This is a genomic window from Stenotrophomonas sp. YJH_SMC_10 (genome assembly GCF_059371555.1).
Genome location: NZ_JCAFUS010000001.1, coordinates 337,185 through 353,290, shown reverse-complemented (window position 1 = coordinate 353,290; position 16,106 = coordinate 337,185). Strand labels below are relative to the sequence as shown.

At 68.0% G+C, this 16,106-nt stretch carries 14 protein-coding genes and 2 tRNA genes; 8 read left to right on the top strand and 8 right to left on the bottom strand.

Annotated elements, in window-relative coordinates; all coding sequences use genetic code 11:
• The first annotated feature begins 31 nt into the window (after positions 1-31).
• From cydX to pgaD, 8 genes are all read left to right on the top strand, one after another.
• Positions 32-148, top strand: a complete 117-nt coding sequence (cydX, locus tag AC5P9C_RS01625) for a cytochrome bd-I oxidase subunit CydX (protein WP_005410354.1) — start codon at positions 32-34, stop codon at positions 146-148.
• Positions 149-203: 55 nt separating this feature from the next.
• A tRNA-Pro gene (locus AC5P9C_RS01620) sits at positions 204-280 on the top strand.
• Positions 281-419: 139 nt separating this feature from the next.
• Positions 420-496, top strand: a tRNA-Pro gene (locus AC5P9C_RS01615).
• Between the two features lie 221 nt (positions 497-717).
• A complete protein-coding gene (locus AC5P9C_RS01610; RefSeq protein ID WP_049468153.1) occupies positions 718-1,923 on the top strand; it encodes a CynX/NimT family MFS transporter in 1,206 nt (401 codons plus the stop codon).
• A gap of 341 nt (positions 1,924-2,264) precedes the next feature.
• Positions 2,265-4,295: a poly-beta-1,6 N-acetyl-D-glucosamine export porin PgaA gene (gene pgaA, locus AC5P9C_RS01605; RefSeq protein ID WP_343540969.1), complete on the top strand. Its 2,031-nt coding sequence runs from the start codon at positions 2,265-2,267 to the stop codon at positions 4,293-4,295.
• A gap of 1 nt (position 4,296) precedes the next feature.
• A complete protein-coding gene (gene pgaB / locus AC5P9C_RS01600) occupies positions 4,297-6,183 on the top strand; it encodes a poly-beta-1,6-N-acetyl-D-glucosamine N-deacetylase PgaB (RefSeq protein WP_343540967.1) in 1,887 nt (628 codons plus the stop codon).
• 7 nt (positions 6,184-6,190) lie between these two features.
• Positions 6,191-7,441, top strand: a complete 1,251-nt coding sequence (gene pgaC / locus AC5P9C_RS01595) for a poly-beta-1,6-N-acetyl-D-glucosamine synthase (protein WP_180995869.1) — start codon at positions 6,191-6,193, stop codon at positions 7,439-7,441.
• Positions 7,438-7,908: a poly-beta-1,6-N-acetyl-D-glucosamine biosynthesis protein PgaD gene (gene pgaD, locus AC5P9C_RS01590; RefSeq protein WP_049468144.1), complete on the top strand. Its 471-nt coding sequence runs from the start codon at positions 7,438-7,440 to the stop codon at positions 7,906-7,908. Before pgaC ends, pgaD begins: the two co-directional genes overlap by 4 nt.
• 111 nt (positions 7,909-8,019) lie before the next feature.
• Here the strand turns inward: pgaD and AC5P9C_RS01585 are convergent, their stop codons facing one another.
• The 8 genes from AC5P9C_RS01585 to AC5P9C_RS01550 all read right to left on the bottom strand — a co-directional run bounded on the left by AC5P9C_RS01585 (position 8,020) and on the right by AC5P9C_RS01550 (position 16,084).
• A complete protein-coding gene (locus AC5P9C_RS01585; RefSeq protein WP_343540964.1) occupies positions 8,020-9,291 on the bottom strand; it encodes a glutamate-5-semialdehyde dehydrogenase in 1,272 nt (423 codons plus the stop codon).
• A complete protein-coding gene (gene proB, locus AC5P9C_RS01580) occupies positions 9,288-10,445 on the bottom strand; it encodes a glutamate 5-kinase (RefSeq protein ID WP_343540962.1) in 1,158 nt (385 codons plus the stop codon). The genes AC5P9C_RS01585 and proB overlap by 4 nt, the downstream gene beginning before the upstream one ends.
• 11 nt (positions 10,446-10,456) lie before the next feature.
• Positions 10,457-10,720, bottom strand: a complete 264-nt coding sequence (locus tag AC5P9C_RS01575; protein ID WP_053505935.1) for a YciI family protein — start codon at positions 10,718-10,720, stop codon at positions 10,457-10,459.
• Positions 10,720-12,015 (bottom strand): argininosuccinate lyase, encoded by a 1,296-nt coding sequence (gene argH, locus AC5P9C_RS01570; RefSeq protein ID WP_414615334.1) that lies wholly within the window; start codon positions 12,013-12,015, stop codon positions 10,720-10,722. The genes AC5P9C_RS01575 and argH overlap by 1 nt, the downstream gene beginning before the upstream one ends.
• 20 nt (positions 12,016-12,035) lie before the next feature.
• Entirely contained in the window at positions 12,036-12,989 is a 954-nt protein-coding gene (gene argC / locus AC5P9C_RS01565) for an N-acetyl-gamma-glutamyl-phosphate reductase (protein WP_343543403.1), read from the bottom strand.
• The gene (locus AC5P9C_RS01560; RefSeq protein WP_343543401.1) at positions 12,986-13,588 is read right to left on the bottom strand and encodes a GNAT family N-acetyltransferase; all 603 of its coding nucleotides are present in this window, start codon (positions 13,586-13,588) and stop codon (positions 12,986-12,988) included. Before AC5P9C_RS01560 ends, argC begins: the two co-directional genes overlap by 4 nt.
• Before the next feature lie 3 nt (positions 13,589-13,591).
• The gene (locus AC5P9C_RS01555) at positions 13,592-14,920 is read right to left on the bottom strand and encodes an acetylglutamate kinase (RefSeq protein WP_064238899.1); all 1,329 of its coding nucleotides are present in this window, start codon (positions 14,918-14,920) and stop codon (positions 13,592-13,594) included.
• 75 nt (positions 14,921-14,995) lie between these two features.
• Positions 14,996-16,084: an acetylornithine deacetylase gene (locus AC5P9C_RS01550; protein WP_053460902.1), complete on the bottom strand. Its 1,089-nt coding sequence runs from the start codon at positions 16,082-16,084 to the stop codon at positions 14,996-14,998.
• Between the last annotated feature and the right edge of the window lie 22 nt (positions 16,085-16,106).

Below are 16,106 nucleotides of genomic sequence, written 5' to 3'. Positions count from 1 at the left end.
CCGGCACACCCTTGAACTAAGGAGATTGACCATGTGGTACTTCGCCTGGATTCTCGGTGCCGGTCTCGCCTCGACGGTGGCCATCCTCAACGGCATGTGGTTCGAAGCCCGCGAGCAGAACCGCATCGAGAAGGAAAATCGTCGCTGAGCTGTAAAAAAACCTTGCCGCCCTGGCCTTCACACGGTATCTTAGGCGGCTCCTTCGGGGTGTAGCTCAGTCTGGTAGAGCGCTACGTTCGGGACGTAGAGGTCGCAGGTTCGAATCCTGTCTCCCCGACCACTTCGGTGGTCGCATTGAAGCCTGGTGAAGTCATCCAGGCTTTTTTGTTCCCTGAAGTGACACCGCTTCGGCAGTGTGAAGGAACAGCATTTACCCCTTGCCGCCACCGGGGTGAATCGCTAGAATAGGCGGCTCCCTTCGGGGTGTAGCTCAGTCTGGTAGAGCGCTACGTTCGGGACGTAGAGGTCGCAGGTTCGAATCCTGTCTCCCCGACCACTTCGGTGGTCACCAAGAAGCCTGGAAGACGTCACTGTCCTCCGGGTTTTTTTGTATCAGCCGCCAGGCCGCCCGCATGACGGGACCTTGCCGGAGCGCGCACGTACAATGGCCGCGCTGCCGGCTTGCCTGCAGCCACTCCCCCACCTGCCGCTTCGGCGTAGACCGATGCCGGCGCTGCATGCCATTGCCCGGGCATGCGACACCTGCAAGGACCACCGATGAGTTCCTCCCCTTCCGATTCGCCGTCGCTGCTGCACGGGCGCGTGCTGGCTTTCGCCGCCATCCTGCTGGCCGCGATCAACCTGCGCACGGCAGTCACCTCGATCACCCCACTGCTGGACGTGCTCGGCCAGCAGTTCGGCTTCGGCACCACCATGACCGGCGTGCTGGGCATGCTGCCGACCGCCTCGTTCGCGCTGTTCGGCGTGGCCACGCCGGCGCTGGCGCGGCGCCTGGGCCTGGAACGCACCACGCTGCTGGCGATGGTGATGGCGATGGCCGGCCTGCTGCTGCGCTCCAGCGCCGGCAACGTCGGCACGCTGCTGCTCGGTTCGGTCGTGGCGCTGGCCGGCATGGGCATCGGCAACGTGGTGGTCCCGCCGCTGGTGAAGCGCTACTTCGCCAACAAGGTCGGCACCATGAGCACCCTGTACATCAGCGTGCTGCAGCTGGGCACGATGCTGCCGGCATTGCTGGCGGTGCCGGTGGCCAATGCGGCCGGCTGGCGGGTCTCGCTGGGCATGTGGGCGCTGCTGGCGCTCGCCGCTGCACTGCCATGGCTGCTGCTGGCCAGGCGCGCACCGGCGCCGCAGGCCGACGCCACCGATCCGGCCGCGCAGCCACACGGCAGGGTCTGGCGCACGTCACTGGGCTGGAGCATGACGCTGATGTTCGGCATGACCTCGCTGATGACCTATTCGATGTTCACCTGGCTGCCGCGCATCGTGGTCGAGGCCGGCGGCACGCCCGCGTTCGGTGGCGTGATGGTGGCGGTGTTCTCCGCGTTGGGGCTGCTGCCGTCGCTGGTCATCCCGTCGATGGCGGTGCGCATGCAGAACCCGTTCCCGCTGGTGCTGATCGGCTATTCCTCGTTCGTGATCGCGTTCGCCGGCCTGCTGCTGGCACCGATGAAGGCACCGCTGCTGTGGGCCTGCCTGCTCGGCGTGGGCCCGTCCACCTTCCCGCTGGCACTGACCCTGATCAACCTGCGCACCCGCACCCCGACCGGTTCGGCCGCGCTGTCCGGCTTCATGCAGGGCGTGGGCTACAGCTTCAGCTGCCTGGGCCCGTTCCTGGTCGGCTGGCTGCACACCGTCAGCACGGGCTGGACCCTCCCGTTCAGCTTCCTGTTCGGCTGCGCCACGCTGATGCTGTGCGCCTCGTGGGTGGCCTGCAAGCCGCGCAAACTGGAAGATCTCTGGTAACCGGCCGGGGCCGCCAGACGGCCCCACCTACCGCTCGTCAGCCACCCGGGGAATTTTGACGCCGGGCTGACAATTCCGGGCGGATAGTGCCCACGAATGCCCATCCTTGCCGCGTGCCGGCATCGGGCATGGGGGCGGCACCGCCGCCCAGGCCACCACTCGGTGTGCGGGGGACTCTCGTTTCAGACAAGACATTGCAGGTCGCTGTCCGGGTTGTATCCGTCTTCGCTGGGCGGGAATGCACGAAGGGAGTGACGCGGGCCACGGCCACGCCAAGCGCTGGCATGTGATGTGCGTCACATTTTTCAGGTTGTCTGGTTTGGAAGCCAAGGGGGTCCCCAATGGTTGTCCACCGTCGGCTGGCGCTCTGCGTCGGCCTTGCCTGTACCGCGCTGGCCTGGGCCAGCAGCGCTGCTCCACCGAGCGGCCGCGAGGCGGCCCTGGCCGAGATCGGCCACTACCGCGACCAGGCCCGCTGGCTGGATGCCCTGGGCGCGATCGAGCGCGCCAGCCAGCAACAGCCCGATGACGACCTGCTGTTCAAGCTGCGCGTATTGACGCTGGGCGACATCGGCAACGCCTGGCGCGCGTGGGAGCTGTACCAGCAGCGCCCGCAACTGTTCGATGCCGCCCAGAAGCAGCGCCTGGAAGGTGACTACCTGGCCAAGCTGGTGGTCTGGAGCCTGGCCTACAGCAGCAGCGAGGACAGCCGCCTGCAAGAGGCCGAATCGACCCTGGCCCGCATGCAGCGCTACCTCGGCGGCGAAGGCACCCCACCCTCGCAGGCACCACTGCGCATCCGCATGGACCGGCTGATCCTGCTCAACCGGCTGGGCCGCCATGCGCAGGTGCGCGAGGAAGCACGGGCGCTGCAGGCCGAAGGCCACACCCTGCCCGACTACGTGCTGCCCGCCGTCGGCGATTCGCTGATGGGCACCCTGCACCCGGAGGAAGCCATTCCGGTACTGCAGGCGGCGGTGGCAGGCGACCCGACGCGCGATGCCTCGCATTCGGAGCTGGCCTATGCCTATCTGGAAAGCGAACAGCAGGAAAAGGCCATCGACCTGTTGCAGGCATGGCGCGACAAGGAACCGGCGTGGCGCTGGAGCAACGGCAAGGCACCGTACGCGAACTGGTCGCGCTACGAGGCCGATCTCAACCTGGCGATGGTGCGCGCCTACAGCGGTGACCTGCGCACCGCGCAGCACCACCTGGAATCGATGGTCGACATCGCACCGGGCAACGGCGGCCTGCAGAGTGCGCTGGGCAGCGTCTACATGATGCGCGGCTGGCCACGCCGGGCGCTGCAGCGGCAGCAGATGGCACACGCGCTCGACCCGCGAGACATCGAACCGCGGCTGGGCATGGAAGAGGCCTATGTCGCCCTGCAGCGCGACGACCTGGCGCGGCCGCTGCACGATGACCTGGTCGCGCGCTACCCCACCCAACCGGCGGTCGAACGCATGGACCAGGCCTGGCGCGCGCATCGCGGCTGGCAGCTGAAGGCCTGGACCGACATCGGCCGCAGCTCCGGGGGCGGTGGCACCTCGCCACTGGGCAACAACGACCGCCACTACGGCGTGGAAGTGGAGACACCGCTCCTTGATGACCGCTGGCGGTTGTTCGCCCTGGCCGACCGGCGCTCGACCGACTTCCAGGACCAGCGCATCGATCCGCTGTGGCTGGGTGCGGGCGTGCGTTACCGCTTCGGGCGGCTGGATGCGGAAGCGGCGGTGCTGCGCGCCAACGACCACATCGGCGACACCGGCCTGCGCTTCGGCGTCGGCTGGCAGTTCAACGATTCCTGGCACGCCGGCCTGGTGGTCGCACGCAATGACCCGGAGGCCTCGATGCAGGCGCGCGCGGCCGGCATCACCGCCGACAGCGTGAGCGCACAGGTGGACTACCGGCGCAGCGAGCTCACCCACTGGACGTTCGGCGCGAGCCGCTTCCGCTATGACGACGGCAACCACCGCGAGCTGTTCGGCACCAGTGTCCAACAGCGCCTGCTGACCCGCCCGCGCTGGCTGATCGATGGCCTGGCCAGCGCCTACACCAGTCGCGGCAGCCGCGACGATGCGCCCTACTTCAACCCGAAGCGCGACCGCATGGTCGAGATCGGGCTGCGCATCGACCAGCAGCTGTGGCGGCACTACGAGCGCCACTTCCGGCATCGCCTGACCGTCTCGCTGGGCGACTACTGGCAGGACGGTTTCGGCAGTGCACTGGTACCGACGGTGTCCTACATGCACGAGTGGCAGCTGGGTCCCGGCCGCGTGTTCGAGTATGGCGTGCGCTGGTCACGGCCGGTCTACGACGGCCACCGCGAGCGCCACATGGGCTTCGAAGCCGCATTGCGCTGGGGAGACTGACATGGCCCGCATCCTGCGACTGATCGTGCTCCTGCTGCTGGCCATTGCGCCATCGGCCCCGGCGCAGCAGGCCCTGGATCTCGATGCGATCGACAACGGCCTGCTGATCCTCAGCTACCACGACATCCGCGACCAGGTCGCCGCCAAGGGCGATGCCGACAGCTACGCGGTGAGCACGCAGAACTTCGCCGCGCACCTGGACTGGCTGGGCGCACACGGCTACCACCCGGTTTCGCTGTCGCAGCTGATCGAGGCCTCGCAGGGCCGCGCCACGCTGCCTCCCAAGCCGGTGCTGCTGACCTTCGACGATGGCCTGCGCAGCGTCTACGACAAGGCCTTCCCGCTGCTGCAGGCCTACCGCTACCCGGCGCTGGTGGCGGTGATCACCGACTATGTGGACATGGCACCGGGCCGCACCATCGACTACGGCTACCGCCGGTTCGGCCACGATGACTTCGTGACCTGGGCGCAGCTGAAGCAGATGCACGACAGTGGCCTGATCGAAGTGGCCAGCCACACCGATGACCTGCACCACGGCGTGCTTGCCAATCCGCAGGGAAACTCCACGCCCGCCGTGGTCACCCGCATCTACACCCCGGCCACGCGCAGCTACGAGAGCGAGACGCAGTATGAGCAGCGCCTGCGCACTGATCTTTCGCGCAGCGTGCAGCGCATCCAGCAGCACCTGGGCGTGCGCCCGCGCGCCATCGTCTGGCCATATGCCGCGTACAACCAGTTGAGCAACGACATTGCCGAGCAGCTGGGCATGCCGGTCTCGTTCGACCTGGAAGGCCGCAGCACGCCGGTGGCCAGCGACCTGCACGGGCTGGCACGGTTGCTGGTGAGCAACAACCCGACCGTGGAAGGCCTGGCCTACGAACTGCGCCGTGACGTCGCGCTCGACGGCATCCGCGCCCTGCAGATCGACCTGGATGATGTCTACGACGCGGATCCGGCGCAGCAGGCACGCAACCTCGACGCGCTGGTCGAGCGGGTCAAGCGCGTCGCGCCCACCCACGTCTACCTGCAGGCCTTCGCCGACCCGGACGGCAACAACACGGCCGACGCACTGTACTTTCCCAACCGGCACATGCCGATGCGCGCGGACCTGTTCAGCCGTGTCGCCTGGCAGCTCAAATCGCGCGCGGGCGTGAAGGTCTACGCATGGCTGCCGGTGCTCGGCTTCGAACTGCCCGACCCGGCGCAGCGCAAGGCGCTGGCGATCCGCAACGGCGATGCCGACGGCATGTACCGGCTGGACTTCACCAACCCGAAGGCACGCCAGATCATGCTCGACATCTACGAAGATCTGGCGGTCAATTCCTATTTCGAGGGGCTGCTGTTCCATGACGATGGCTACCTGCGCGACACCGAGCTGCCCGCGCTGGCCGCCGGTGCCGACGGCAGCGCGCGTACCCAGGCCCTGATCGACTTCACCCTGGCCCTGCGCAACAGCGCGCAGCGCTGGCGGCCGAAACTGGCAACGGTGCGCAACCTGTATGCCGAGCCGGTACTTCGCCCGCAGAGCGAAGCCTGGTTCGCGCAGCGCCTGGACCTGTTCAACCGGGCCTACGACCAGACCGCGCTGATGGCGATGCCCTGGATGGAAGGCAGCAAGCAGCCGGAACGCTGGCTCGACCAGCTGCTGGCTGCGGTACGCGCGCACGACCCGCAGCTGCAGCACACGCTGTTCGAACTGCAGACCGTCGATTGGCGCAGCGGGCAGCCGATTCCCGCCGAACGCCTGCGTGCGCAGATCCGCCAGCTGCAGGCGCAGGGCGTGCACCACTTCGCCTGGTACCCGGACGACTTCATCGGTGACCAGCCTTCCACCCACGATGCCCGCGCGGCGATGTCCGCCGGCAACTTCCCGTACCCGGAGAAGTGACGTGGACATGCATCCGCTGCTGCAGGTTCTGTTCCAGTTCGCCTTCTACTACCCGATGGTGATGGCGTTCTTCTGGATGTCCGGCGGCCTGTACTACTACTTCCGGCGTGAACGCCACTCGCGCCCGCGCAACGATCCCCCGTTGATGATCGCTCCCCCCTTCGCCACCCTGCTGGTGCCCTGCCACAACGAAGCGGAGAACCTGGACGACACGCTTGCCGCGGCGCTGGCGCAGCGCTACCCCGCCGACTATGAGGTGATCGCCATCGACGATGGCAGCAGCGATGACACCGGCGCGCGGCTGGACGCCCTGGCAGCGAAGCACCCGCGGCTGCGCGTGCTGCACCTGGACCGCAACCTGGGCAAGGCCAATGCGCTGCGCATGGGCGCGCTGGCCGCGCGCTCGGAATACCTGGTCTGCATCGATGGCGATGCCATGCTGGAGGAACATGCGCTGCACTGGATGGTCTGGCATCTGGTCAGCGGCAACCGGGTCGGTGCAGTCACCGGCAACCCGCGCATCCGCAACCGCTCCACCCTGCTTGGCCGCCTGCAGGTCGCCGAGTTCTCCTCCATCATCGGCATGATCAAGCGCGCACAGCGCGTCTATGGCCGCATCTTCACCCTCTCCGGGGTGATCGCCGGCTTCCGCCGTACCGCCCTGCACCAGGTGGGCTGGTGGTCGGATGACATGGTGACCGAGGACATCGACATCAGCTGGCGCCTGCAGCGCGCGCACTGGGACATCCGCTACGAGCCCAATGCGCTGTGCTTCATCCTGATGCCGGAAACACTCAAAGGCCTGTGGCGGCAGCGGCTGCGCTGGGCGCAGGGCGGCGTGGAGGTGATGCTGCGCCACGCCCGCTCGCTGCTGCACTGGAAAGAGCGGCGCATGTGGGGCGTGCTGCTGGAGTACGTGCTGAGCGTGATCTGGGCCTACACCATGCTGTTCATCGTGCTGCTGTGGGCGCTGGGCAAGTTCATCGAGCTGCCACCGCAGCTGCACATCGCCAGCCTGCTGCCGGAGTGGCATGGCGTGATCCTGGCGATGGTCTGCCTGCTGCAGTTCGCCAGCAGCCTGATCATCGACCGGCGCTACGAGACACAGATTGGACGCAACTACTTCTGGGTCATCTGGTACCCGATGGCGTACTGGCTGATCAGCCTTTCCACCACCCTGGTGGCGCTGCCGAAGACGCTGCTGCGCCGTCGCAGCAGGCGCGCCACCTGGACCAGCCCTGACCGGGGGATCCGATGAACGCGCACCACCCGTCCAACCGCTTCGACTCGCGGATGATCCGCAAGCCGCATCGCCAGCCACGCTTCCAGCGCACCGCCTGGGGATTTGTCACCCTGGCGTTCTGGGGCTTCTACTTCTACCTGTGGGCGCCACTGGTGACCCTGCTGTCGTGGTTGATCGGCGGCCAGCTGGCCTGGCGGCAGCTGTACGAACGACAGGGCCAGTTCGACCCGTACGTGCTGGTCGCGCTGCCATTGCTGCTGCTGTGCGCCAGCGTACTGCTGATCACCTGGGCCGAGTACAACCGCGCCCGCTTCCGTGGCCGCGAACGTCGCCAGCCAAGGCCATTGGCCAGCCTCAACGAAGTCGCGGCCGATCTGGGGGCCAGCGCAGGACTGGCCGAACGGCTGATGGGCTGCAAGGCCGCGACCCTGCACATGGATGACCACGCACGGCCGGTCGGCATCCGCCGCGAGGTGGTGTAGCCGAAGACCTGGTAGCTGCCGCCCTTGGTCGGCGCTTGGGCCTGGTGGGTGCCGACCTTGATCGGCACCGGGGTCTACCGCGAAGAGCATCCACGCAGGGCGTGGATCTGTTTATGTACGCGTCTGCCCCTCGCCGCGCACCACGAAACGTTCAACGGTGAGTGCCTCAAGACCCATCGGGCCATACGCATGCAGGCGCGTGGTGGAGATGCCGATCTCGCTGCCCAGGCCCAGCTGGCCACCATCGGAGAAGCGTGACGAAGCGTTGACCATCACCACCGCGGAGCGCAGCGCGTTGACGAAGCGCTCGGCATGGCTGGCGTCTTCGGTCGCGATCACTTCGGTGTGGTCGGAGGTATAGGTGCGGATGTGGGCGATGGCCGCCTCGAGATCATCGACCACGCGCACCGCCAGCACCAGATCGAGGAATTCGGCGGCATAGTCCTCTTCGGTGGCCGCCGTGCTGCCAGGTAGCAGCGGCTGTGCCTGCGCATCGGCGCGCAGCTGCACGCCGCGCTCGCCCAGCGCCTGCGCTACGCGCGGCAGGAACGTTCCGGCGACCTCGCGGTGCACCAGCAGCGTTTCCAGGGAATTGCACGCCGCCGGCCGGCTGCACTTGCCATCCACCAGCAGATCGAGGGCCTTGCCGGGGTCGGCACTGGCATCCACGAACAGGTGGCAGACGCCCTTGTAGTGCTTGATCACCGGCACCCGTGCATGCTCGGCAACGAAGCGGATCAGGCCTTCGCCGCCGCGCGGGATCACCAGGTCGATCAACTCGTGCAACTGCAGCAGTTCCAGCATCGCTTCGCGGCGCAGATCGGTCAGCACGGTCACTGCCGCCGCCGGCACACCGTTGGCGTTCAGGGCACCGGCCAGCGCCTGGGCGATGGCGGTGTTGGAATGGATCGCCTCGGAGCCCCCGCGCAGGATCACGCCGTTGCCCGCCTTCAGGCACAACGCCGCGGCTTCGGCGGTGACGTTCGGGCGAGCCTCGTAGATCATCGCGATCACGCCCAGCGGCACGCGCACCTTCTGCACGCGGATGCCGTTGGGACGTACGTCATCGCGGGTCACCTGGCCGACCGGGTCAGGCAGCGCGGCCACCTCGCGCACCGCCTCGGCCATCGCGAACAGCCGCGGCGGGTCCAGTGCGAGGCGGTCGAGCATGGCACTGCCAACGCCCTTGTCGCGCGCGGCGGCGAGGTCGCGTGCGTTGCCGGCCAGGATCAGTCCGGCATTCACCTCCAGGGCCTGCGCCATCGCCAGCAGCAGCGTGCGTCGCGCCGCACTGTCCAGGCCGGCAACGATCTGCGCTGCATCACGGCAGGCGCGCGCCTGGGCTTCGATTTCGCTCATCGGGGTGTCCTTCAAACCGGTCATGGCAGCACCAGGTCGTCACGATGGACGACGCTACCACCGTAGTTGTAGCCGAGCACGGCCTGGATGTCGCGCGAATGATGGCCGGCGATGCGGCGCACGTCGTCGGCCGCGTACTGGCTGACCCCGCGGGCCACGCAGACGCGGCCCTGCGGCGCGTTCCAGCACACCTGCACCATGTCGCCGCGCCGGAATGCCCCCTCCGCAGCGGTGATGCCACCGGGCAGCAGCGAGGCCCCCTTCTCGCGCATCGCCTGTGCCGCACCGGCATCGACGACGATCGCGCCTTCAGCCAACGGCGCGTGCCGCAGCCAGTGCTTGCGGGCGGCCTCACGGCTGCGTGCGGCATGGATGCGGGTACCGAACAGGCGGTCCTGTGCCAGCGCGCGCACCACATCAGCGCTGCGGCCGTTGAACAGATAGGTCTCGATGCCGAGGCGGCCCGCCTTCGCCGCCGCCTCCAGCTTGGTGCGCATGCCGCCGGTGCCAGCCCGCGAACCGGCACCGCCGGCCATCGCCAGCACATCGTCACTCAGTTCCGGCACATCGTGCAGTGGCCGCGCGTCGGCCACCGTGCGCGGATCGGCGCTGTACAGGCCATCGATGTCGGTGGCGATGAACAGCGCATCGGCATCGACCAGCGCCGCCACGGTGGCCGCCAGGTTGTCGTTGTCGCCGAGCTTGAGCTCGTCCACCGACACGGTGTCGTTCTCGTTGACCACCGGCAACGCCCCCAGCCGCAGCAGTTCGCTCAGCGTGGCGCGCGCATTCAGGTAGCGGCGGCGGTTGCGCAGGTCGTCGTGGGTCAGCAGCACCTGCGCCACGGGGCGCTCGAAGAAGCGCTGCCAGAGCCCGATCAGCTGGGCCTGGCCGAGCGCGGCCAGGGCCTGACGCGCCGCCATCGCCGCACCCGGTTCATCGGCCCGTGGCAGGATCGCGCGCCCTGCGGCGACCGCACCGGACGACACGATCACCACCTCGCGCCCGGCTCCTACATTGGCCGAGACGAACTGCGCCAGGCCCAGCGCATGGCGCGGCGACAGGCCGCCACCATCGGCCGCCAGCAGGCTGCTGCCGACCTTCAGCACCGCGCGCCGCCACGGCGGCAGCGCCTGTTGCGGGAACGGCGAAGCGACGTTGGCAGCGTGCAGGGTCATTGGTCAGGCTCTCAGCGGATGTTCCATTCGTGCACGGTCAGGTCGGAGGCCTGCATCGTCACCAGCGGGTCGGTGGCGACGATGGCCTGCGCCTGCGCCAGGCTGTCCACGTTGCACAGCACGTAGGCGCCACCGCTGCCATCGGCGAAGCCGCCGGTCAGCTGCAGCTTGCCCTGTGCCTGCAACGCATCGAGGAAATCGCGGTGCGGTTGCACCGCCGCGGCATTGAAGTCCGGACGGCGCATCGCCAGCACCAGGTAGACGGTGCCCGCCATCAGGACAGCGCCTGCCAGCGTGCGTGCAGTTGCTCCAGGCGCAGGTCGGCCGCCGAGCCGGGCGACACGCGCGCAGCCAGGCTGCCTTCCGGCGTGCGCCCCTGCCCTGCACTGTCGGCACCTGCCGCTGCCGCCTTGTAGGCCTCGCGGAACGGCACACCGGCCACGGCCGCTTCCACCGCCACGTCGGTGGCGTACATGCCCGAGTCGATCGCTGCGCGCAGCCTGTCGTCGCGCCATTCCAGGTTGGCCAGCAATGCCGGCAGCAGCTCCAGCGCGGCCAGGCCGCGGCCGAAGCCATGGAAGATGGCGCCCTTGGACGATTGCAGGTCGCGGTGATAACCCGAGGGCAGCGACAGCAGCTGCTCGATCTCGGTGCGCGCGGCAGCGACGCTGGCGTGGGTGGCGCGCATCAGCTCGATCACGTCCGGATTGCGCTTGTTGGGCATGATCGAACTGCCGGTGGTGTACTGCGCCGGCAGCGCGACGAAGCCGAACTCGGCGCTGGTGAACAGCGACAGGTCCCAGGCGATGCGGCGCAGGTCCAGCGTGGCGCCACCGAGGGCTTCCAGCGCTGCCAGCTCGAACTTGCCGCGCGACAGCTGCGCATAGATCGGCGAGATCTGCATGCGCGCGAAGCCGAGCGCCGCCGTGGTGTGCTCGCGGTCCAGCGGCAGGTTCACGCCGTAGCCGGCAGCGGTACCCAACGGATTGGCGTCGACCAGCGCAAGGGTGTCGCGGGCGCGGATGGCGTTGTCGATGAAGGCCTCGGCCCAGCCGGCCCACCACATGCCCGCCGAGGACACCACGGCGCGCTGGATGTGGGTGTATCCGGGAATCGGCAGGGCCTTCTCGGCCTGCGCACGGTCGAGCGCGACCTTGGCCACTTCCGCGCTGAGCTGCGCCACGCGCTGCAGCTTCTCCTTCAGCCACAGACGGGTGGCCACCAGGATCTGGTCGTTGCGGCTGCGACCGGTGTGGATCTTGCGGCCGGCATCGCCGAGACGCTCGGTCAGCCGTGCTTCGATCGCCGAGTGGCCATCCTCATACTGGGTATCGAGCACGAAGCGGCCCTCACGGAAGTCCTGCGCCAGCGCGTCCAGTTCGCGCAGCAGGCCGGCCAGCTCATCGGCGCTGAGGATGCCGATGTGCTGCAGGCCCTGCGCATGCGCGGCGCTGGCGGCAATGTCGTGCAGGAAGAACTCGCGGTCGAGGATCACGTCGTCGCCGGCGAGGAAGGTCTGGATCTGGGCGTCGACAGCGACGCCGGGCTTCTGCCAAAGAAGGTCTGCCATGGGGGCTCCGGAAGGCGTGTTCAGTGCGGGATCGACGTCAGTTCGTCGATGCCCAGCGCAAGGTTGAGGTTCTGCATGGCCTGGGTGGCCGCGCCCTTCAGCAGGTTGTCCAGGGTTGCCACCACGACCACCCGCTTGCCGCCCGGCGCGAGCGTGAAGCCACCGACCTGGGCACCGTGGCGGCCGGCGATGCGGCTGACCCACGGCGCTTCATCCACCACTTCGATCAGGGGTTCACCGGCATAGGCCTGCTGGAAGCGCTCGACGATCTGTTCGCGGGTCTGCACGCGGTTCAGCCACAGGTTGGCGGTCAGCGTGATGCCCCGGAAGTGCGGCGCGACGTGCGGCATGAATTCCACGGCCACGCCCAGCTGCACCGACACCTCGCGCTCGTGCACGTGGTTGGTCAGCGCATACGGCATCAGGTTGTCGGCCAGCAGTTCGACGTTGTTCTTGTCCGACGGCGTGGTGCCGGCGCCGGAGTAGCCGGACACACCGAAGCACTGCGGCGGGCCGGCCAGCAGGTCCAGCAGCGGATGCACCGCCAGCTGCATCGCCGTGGCATAGCAGCCCGGGTTGCTGATGTGCTTCTGGCCGGTGTAGCGGCCGCGGGTCAGCTCCGGCAGGCCGTAGTACCAGCCGTTGTCGAAACGGTAGTCGGCCGAGAGATCGACGATGACGGTATCCGGCTTCGCTGCGTCCAGCGCGGCCACGAACGGCGCGGCCAGGCCGTTGGGCAGGGCCAGGATCACCGCGTCCACGCCCTTGGCGGCCACCGCGTCGGCGTCCAGGTTCTCGTACTGCAGGTGCCCCTGGAATTCCGGATGGTGGTCGGACAGGCGCTGCCCGGCGCGCTCGCGCGAGGAGACGAAAGCCAGTTCCAGCCGCGGGTGGGCGGCCACCAGCTTGATCAGCTCGGCGCCGGTATGGCCGCGGGCACCGACAATGCCCAGGGTGAAGGTCGAATCGTTCATGCGTGGCTGTCCAGGCGGTACTGCAGGTGGCGCTTCACGCCCTGCCATTCCGCGTCGATGATGGAGAAGATGACGGTGTCGCGCGGCGTGCCGTCGGCGTGCCGCTTGTGGTTGCGCAGCACGCCATCCTGCTTGGCGCCGAGGCGGGCGATGGCGGTGCGCGAGGTGAGATTGAACCAGCTGGTTTCCAGCACCACGCTGATGCAGCCCATCACCTCGAACGCATGCTGCAGCAGCAACAGCTTGGCTTCGGTGTTGGCACCGGTGCGCTGCACGCGCGGCGTGTACCACGTGTAGCCGAGGCTGAGCCTGGGCACGCTGGCGTCCATGTCGTAGAAGCGCGTGCTGCCGATGATGGCGCCGGCCGCGTCGCGGATCACGAACGGCAGCACCTTGCCTTCGCTCTGTGCCTGCAGCGCCGCCTGCACATAGGGCTCGACCTGCTGCGGCGACGGCACCTGGGTGTACCAGAGCTGGTCAAGGCCACTGTCTTCGAGCGCATCGCGCAGGCCCGGCACGTGTGCAGGCTGCAGCGGCTGCAGCGTCACGTGCTGGCCGCGCAGGGTGGGAACCGCGTTCCAGGCGTCAGGAGGGCTCATCGCTCACCCCAGCAGGCTCGGCGCGCGCTGGGCGCAGTGGTCGACATAGGTCTTGATGCGGTCGATGCCATCGGCACCGAACCAGAACACCTTCCAGTGATCCTGCTTGTAGCAGCCATCGGATTCGGCGTAGTAGAAATGATTGATCGGATTGCCATGGCGCGAACGCCAGAACAGCTGCGGGGTTTCCTCCAGCATCACGTTCCAGACCGCACGGCCCAGGCCTTCGCCCTGCGCATCGTCGAGCACGGCGAACTTGTCCAGGTACACGCCCTCGGCCTCGTCGGTGAGGATCACGGCGGTGCGGTAGTTCTCGCTGACATAGGCACGCAGCAGCCGGGTCTTCTCGAAGTAGTCCGGCACCAGGGTGCGGCCGAAGCTGGACTCGATCAGGCCCTTCAGGCGCGGCAGGTCCAGTTCGTCCCAGGCGGTGGCGCGCAGCACCTTCTCGCCCTTGCGCACCAGCGTGCCCGAGCCCTTGTGGGTGAACAGTTCCTTGGCCAGGTCGGCCGGCCGGGTGATCGATACCGACGATTCCAGCGGCAGGCGATCAAGCAGATCCTTGATCTGCTCGATCTTCACCTTCATGCCGCCGTGAATCCATGGCTGCGCGATCAGGTGGTCGTACTCGGTGGACAGGTTGATCGAGTCGATCACGTTGCCCTGCTCGTCCAGCAGGCCACCGGTGCCGGTCAGGAAGATGATCTTGTACGGCTGCAGTTCCTGCACCAGTTCATTGGCGGCGAAGTCGGCGTTGACGTTGAGGATCTGCCCGCCCGCGGTTTCGCCCAGGCTGGTGATGACCGGGATCGAGCCGGCGCGCAGGCTGGCCTCGATCGGGGCCAGGTTGACCTTCTTCACCTCGCCGACCAGGCCGTAGGTGTCCACGTCCAGGTACTCGGCCTCGAACACGCCACCGGTGATCGAGGTGGCACGCGCACCGTTCTGCTGCAGCGCTTCGACCAGGCGCAGGTTGGACTGCTGGAACACCCGGCGCACGATCGCCAGCGCTTCCGGCGAGGTCACGCGCAGGCCGTTGACCGTCTGCTTCTCGATGCCGGCGGCCGACAGCTCGGCGTCCAGCTGCGGGCCGGCGCCGTGCAGCACGATCGGGGTCAGCCCGACTTCCTGCAGGAACGACAGCGAGGAGGTCAGCGCGTCGAGGTCGTCGCGCAGCACTGCGCCGCCGACCTTGACCACGGCGAAGCGCTTGGCATCCAGCTGCGAGAAGCGCTTGAGGTACTGGCTGATCTCCTTCGCGCTGGCCATGCTGGAGAGCAGGCGCACGATGGTCTGGCGGGTCTGGCGGTGAGGCTGGAGGGCAGGAGACATTTCGGTTTCGTCACAGGCGGCGGTCGCCGCGTTGCAGTTCCACCCGGCCGGGGCCGGGCGGCGTTGTAGGGTCGATCAGGCGCCGGCGGCGATGATCCGGTGCACGGCGTGGGTATAGCGCTGCAGCTGGTCCAGCGTCACGAATTCGTCGGCGGTGTGGGCCTGGGCGATGTCGCCCGGGCCGAACACCAGCGTGGTGTAGCCAGCGGCCGAGAACAGCGACGCCTCGGTCCAGAAATCCACGGCATTGCCGATCGGCAGCTCCAGCGCATCGGCCACGTCACGCGCCAGCAGGCGGCGGTTCTCGGCTTCGGCGATGTCACCGGCCGGCAGGCTCGGGCCACGGAAGGTCTCGGTGAACACGGCAGCGTCCGGTTCGGCGAAACCGGCGAAGGTCGCCAGCAGGCCGTCGATGTCCATCGACGGCAGCGGGCGGAACCCGAACCGCACTTCGGCAGCCGGCGCGATCATGTTGGCCTTGATCCCGCCTTCAACGCGGCCGATGTTGAAACGCAGGCCGGTCAGTCCACCAAAGCGGGCCGAGGCCAGCGATTCCACATGGTCCAGCGCGCGGTTGCCCCAGCGCATGGCCTGGTGCAGCGCGCTGGCGGCCGCATCCTGCTTGCCCGAGGCGTGCCCGGCACGGCCGGCGAACTGCATCAGCACCGAACTGATGCCACGGTGCGCGAGCACCGCTTCGCTCATCGTCGGTTCGGCCACCAGCACCGCTTCATACGGCAGTCCACGGGCCAGGAAGGCGGCGATGCAGCGCGGATCATTGGCCTCCTCGTCGCTGGAGAACAGGAAGGCGGCATCACCGTCGCTGGCATTCGCCGCGGCCACCAGCGCCGCGGCCGCGCCCTTGATGTCGCACACGCCGAGGCCGACCACGCGGTCATCCAGCCGGCGCATCACGTGCGGGTCGGCACTCCAGTGCGGCGAATCGGGCACGGTATCCAGATGCACGTTGAACAGGTACTTCGGCGTACCACGCACGGCGTACAGGCTGACCGCACCGGCGCCATGGTCGATCACCTCGACATTGAAGCCGGGCAGGTTCGCGCGCAGGTAATCGAAGATGCCACCGGTGGTGATCGCACGCGGCGGGTTGCGGGTGTCGAAGGACACCAGGGCCTGCAGGTGATCGAGCGTCTGGTCAAGCATGTGTCTGAATATCCGTAGGGTT

Coding starts and splice junctions, on each gene's coding strand:
- AC5P9C_RS01610 (WP_049468153.1), top strand. CDS start 718: ATGAGTTCCTCCCCTTCCGATTCGCCGTCGCTGCTGCACGGGCGCGTG.
- AC5P9C_RS01555 (WP_064238899.1), bottom strand. CDS start 14,920: ATGTCTCCTGCCCTCCAGCCTCACCGCCAGACCCGCCAGACCATCGTG.
- AC5P9C_RS01560 (WP_343543401.1), bottom strand. CDS start 13,588: ATGAGCCCTCCTGACGCCTGGAACGCGGTTCCCACCCTGCGCGGCCAG.
- AC5P9C_RS01585 (WP_343540964.1), bottom strand. CDS start 9,291: ATGACCGGTTTGAAGGACACCCCGATGAGCGAAATCGAAGCCCAGGCG.
- proB (WP_343540962.1), bottom strand. CDS start 10,445: ATGACCCTGCACGCTGCCAACGTCGCTTCGCCGTTCCCGCAACAGGCG.
- pgaA (WP_343540969.1), top strand. CDS start 2,265: ATGGTTGTCCACCGTCGGCTGGCGCTCTGCGTCGGCCTTGCCTGTACC.
- pgaD (WP_049468144.1), top strand. CDS start 7,438: ATGAACGCGCACCACCCGTCCAACCGCTTCGACTCGCGGATGATCCGC.
- argH (WP_414615334.1), bottom strand. CDS start 12,015: ATGGCAGACCTTCTTTGGCAGAAGCCCGGCGTCGCTGTCGACGCCCAG.
- pgaB (WP_343540967.1), top strand. CDS start 4,297: ATGGCCCGCATCCTGCGACTGATCGTGCTCCTGCTGCTGGCCATTGCG.
- pgaC (WP_180995869.1), top strand. CDS start 6,191: ATGCATCCGCTGCTGCAGGTTCTGTTCCAGTTCGCCTTCTACTACCCG.
- cydX (WP_005410354.1), top strand. CDS start 32: ATGTGGTACTTCGCCTGGATTCTCGGTGCCGGTCTCGCCTCGACGGTG.
- argC (WP_343543403.1), bottom strand. CDS start 12,989: ATGAACGATTCGACCTTCACCCTGGGCATTGTCGGTGCCCGCGGCCAT.
- AC5P9C_RS01575 (WP_053505935.1), bottom strand. CDS start 10,720: ATGGCGGGCACCGTCTACCTGGTGCTGGCGATGCGCCGTCCGGACTTC.
- AC5P9C_RS01550 (WP_053460902.1), bottom strand. CDS start 16,084: ATGCTTGACCAGACGCTCGATCACCTGCAGGCCCTGGTGTCCTTCGAC.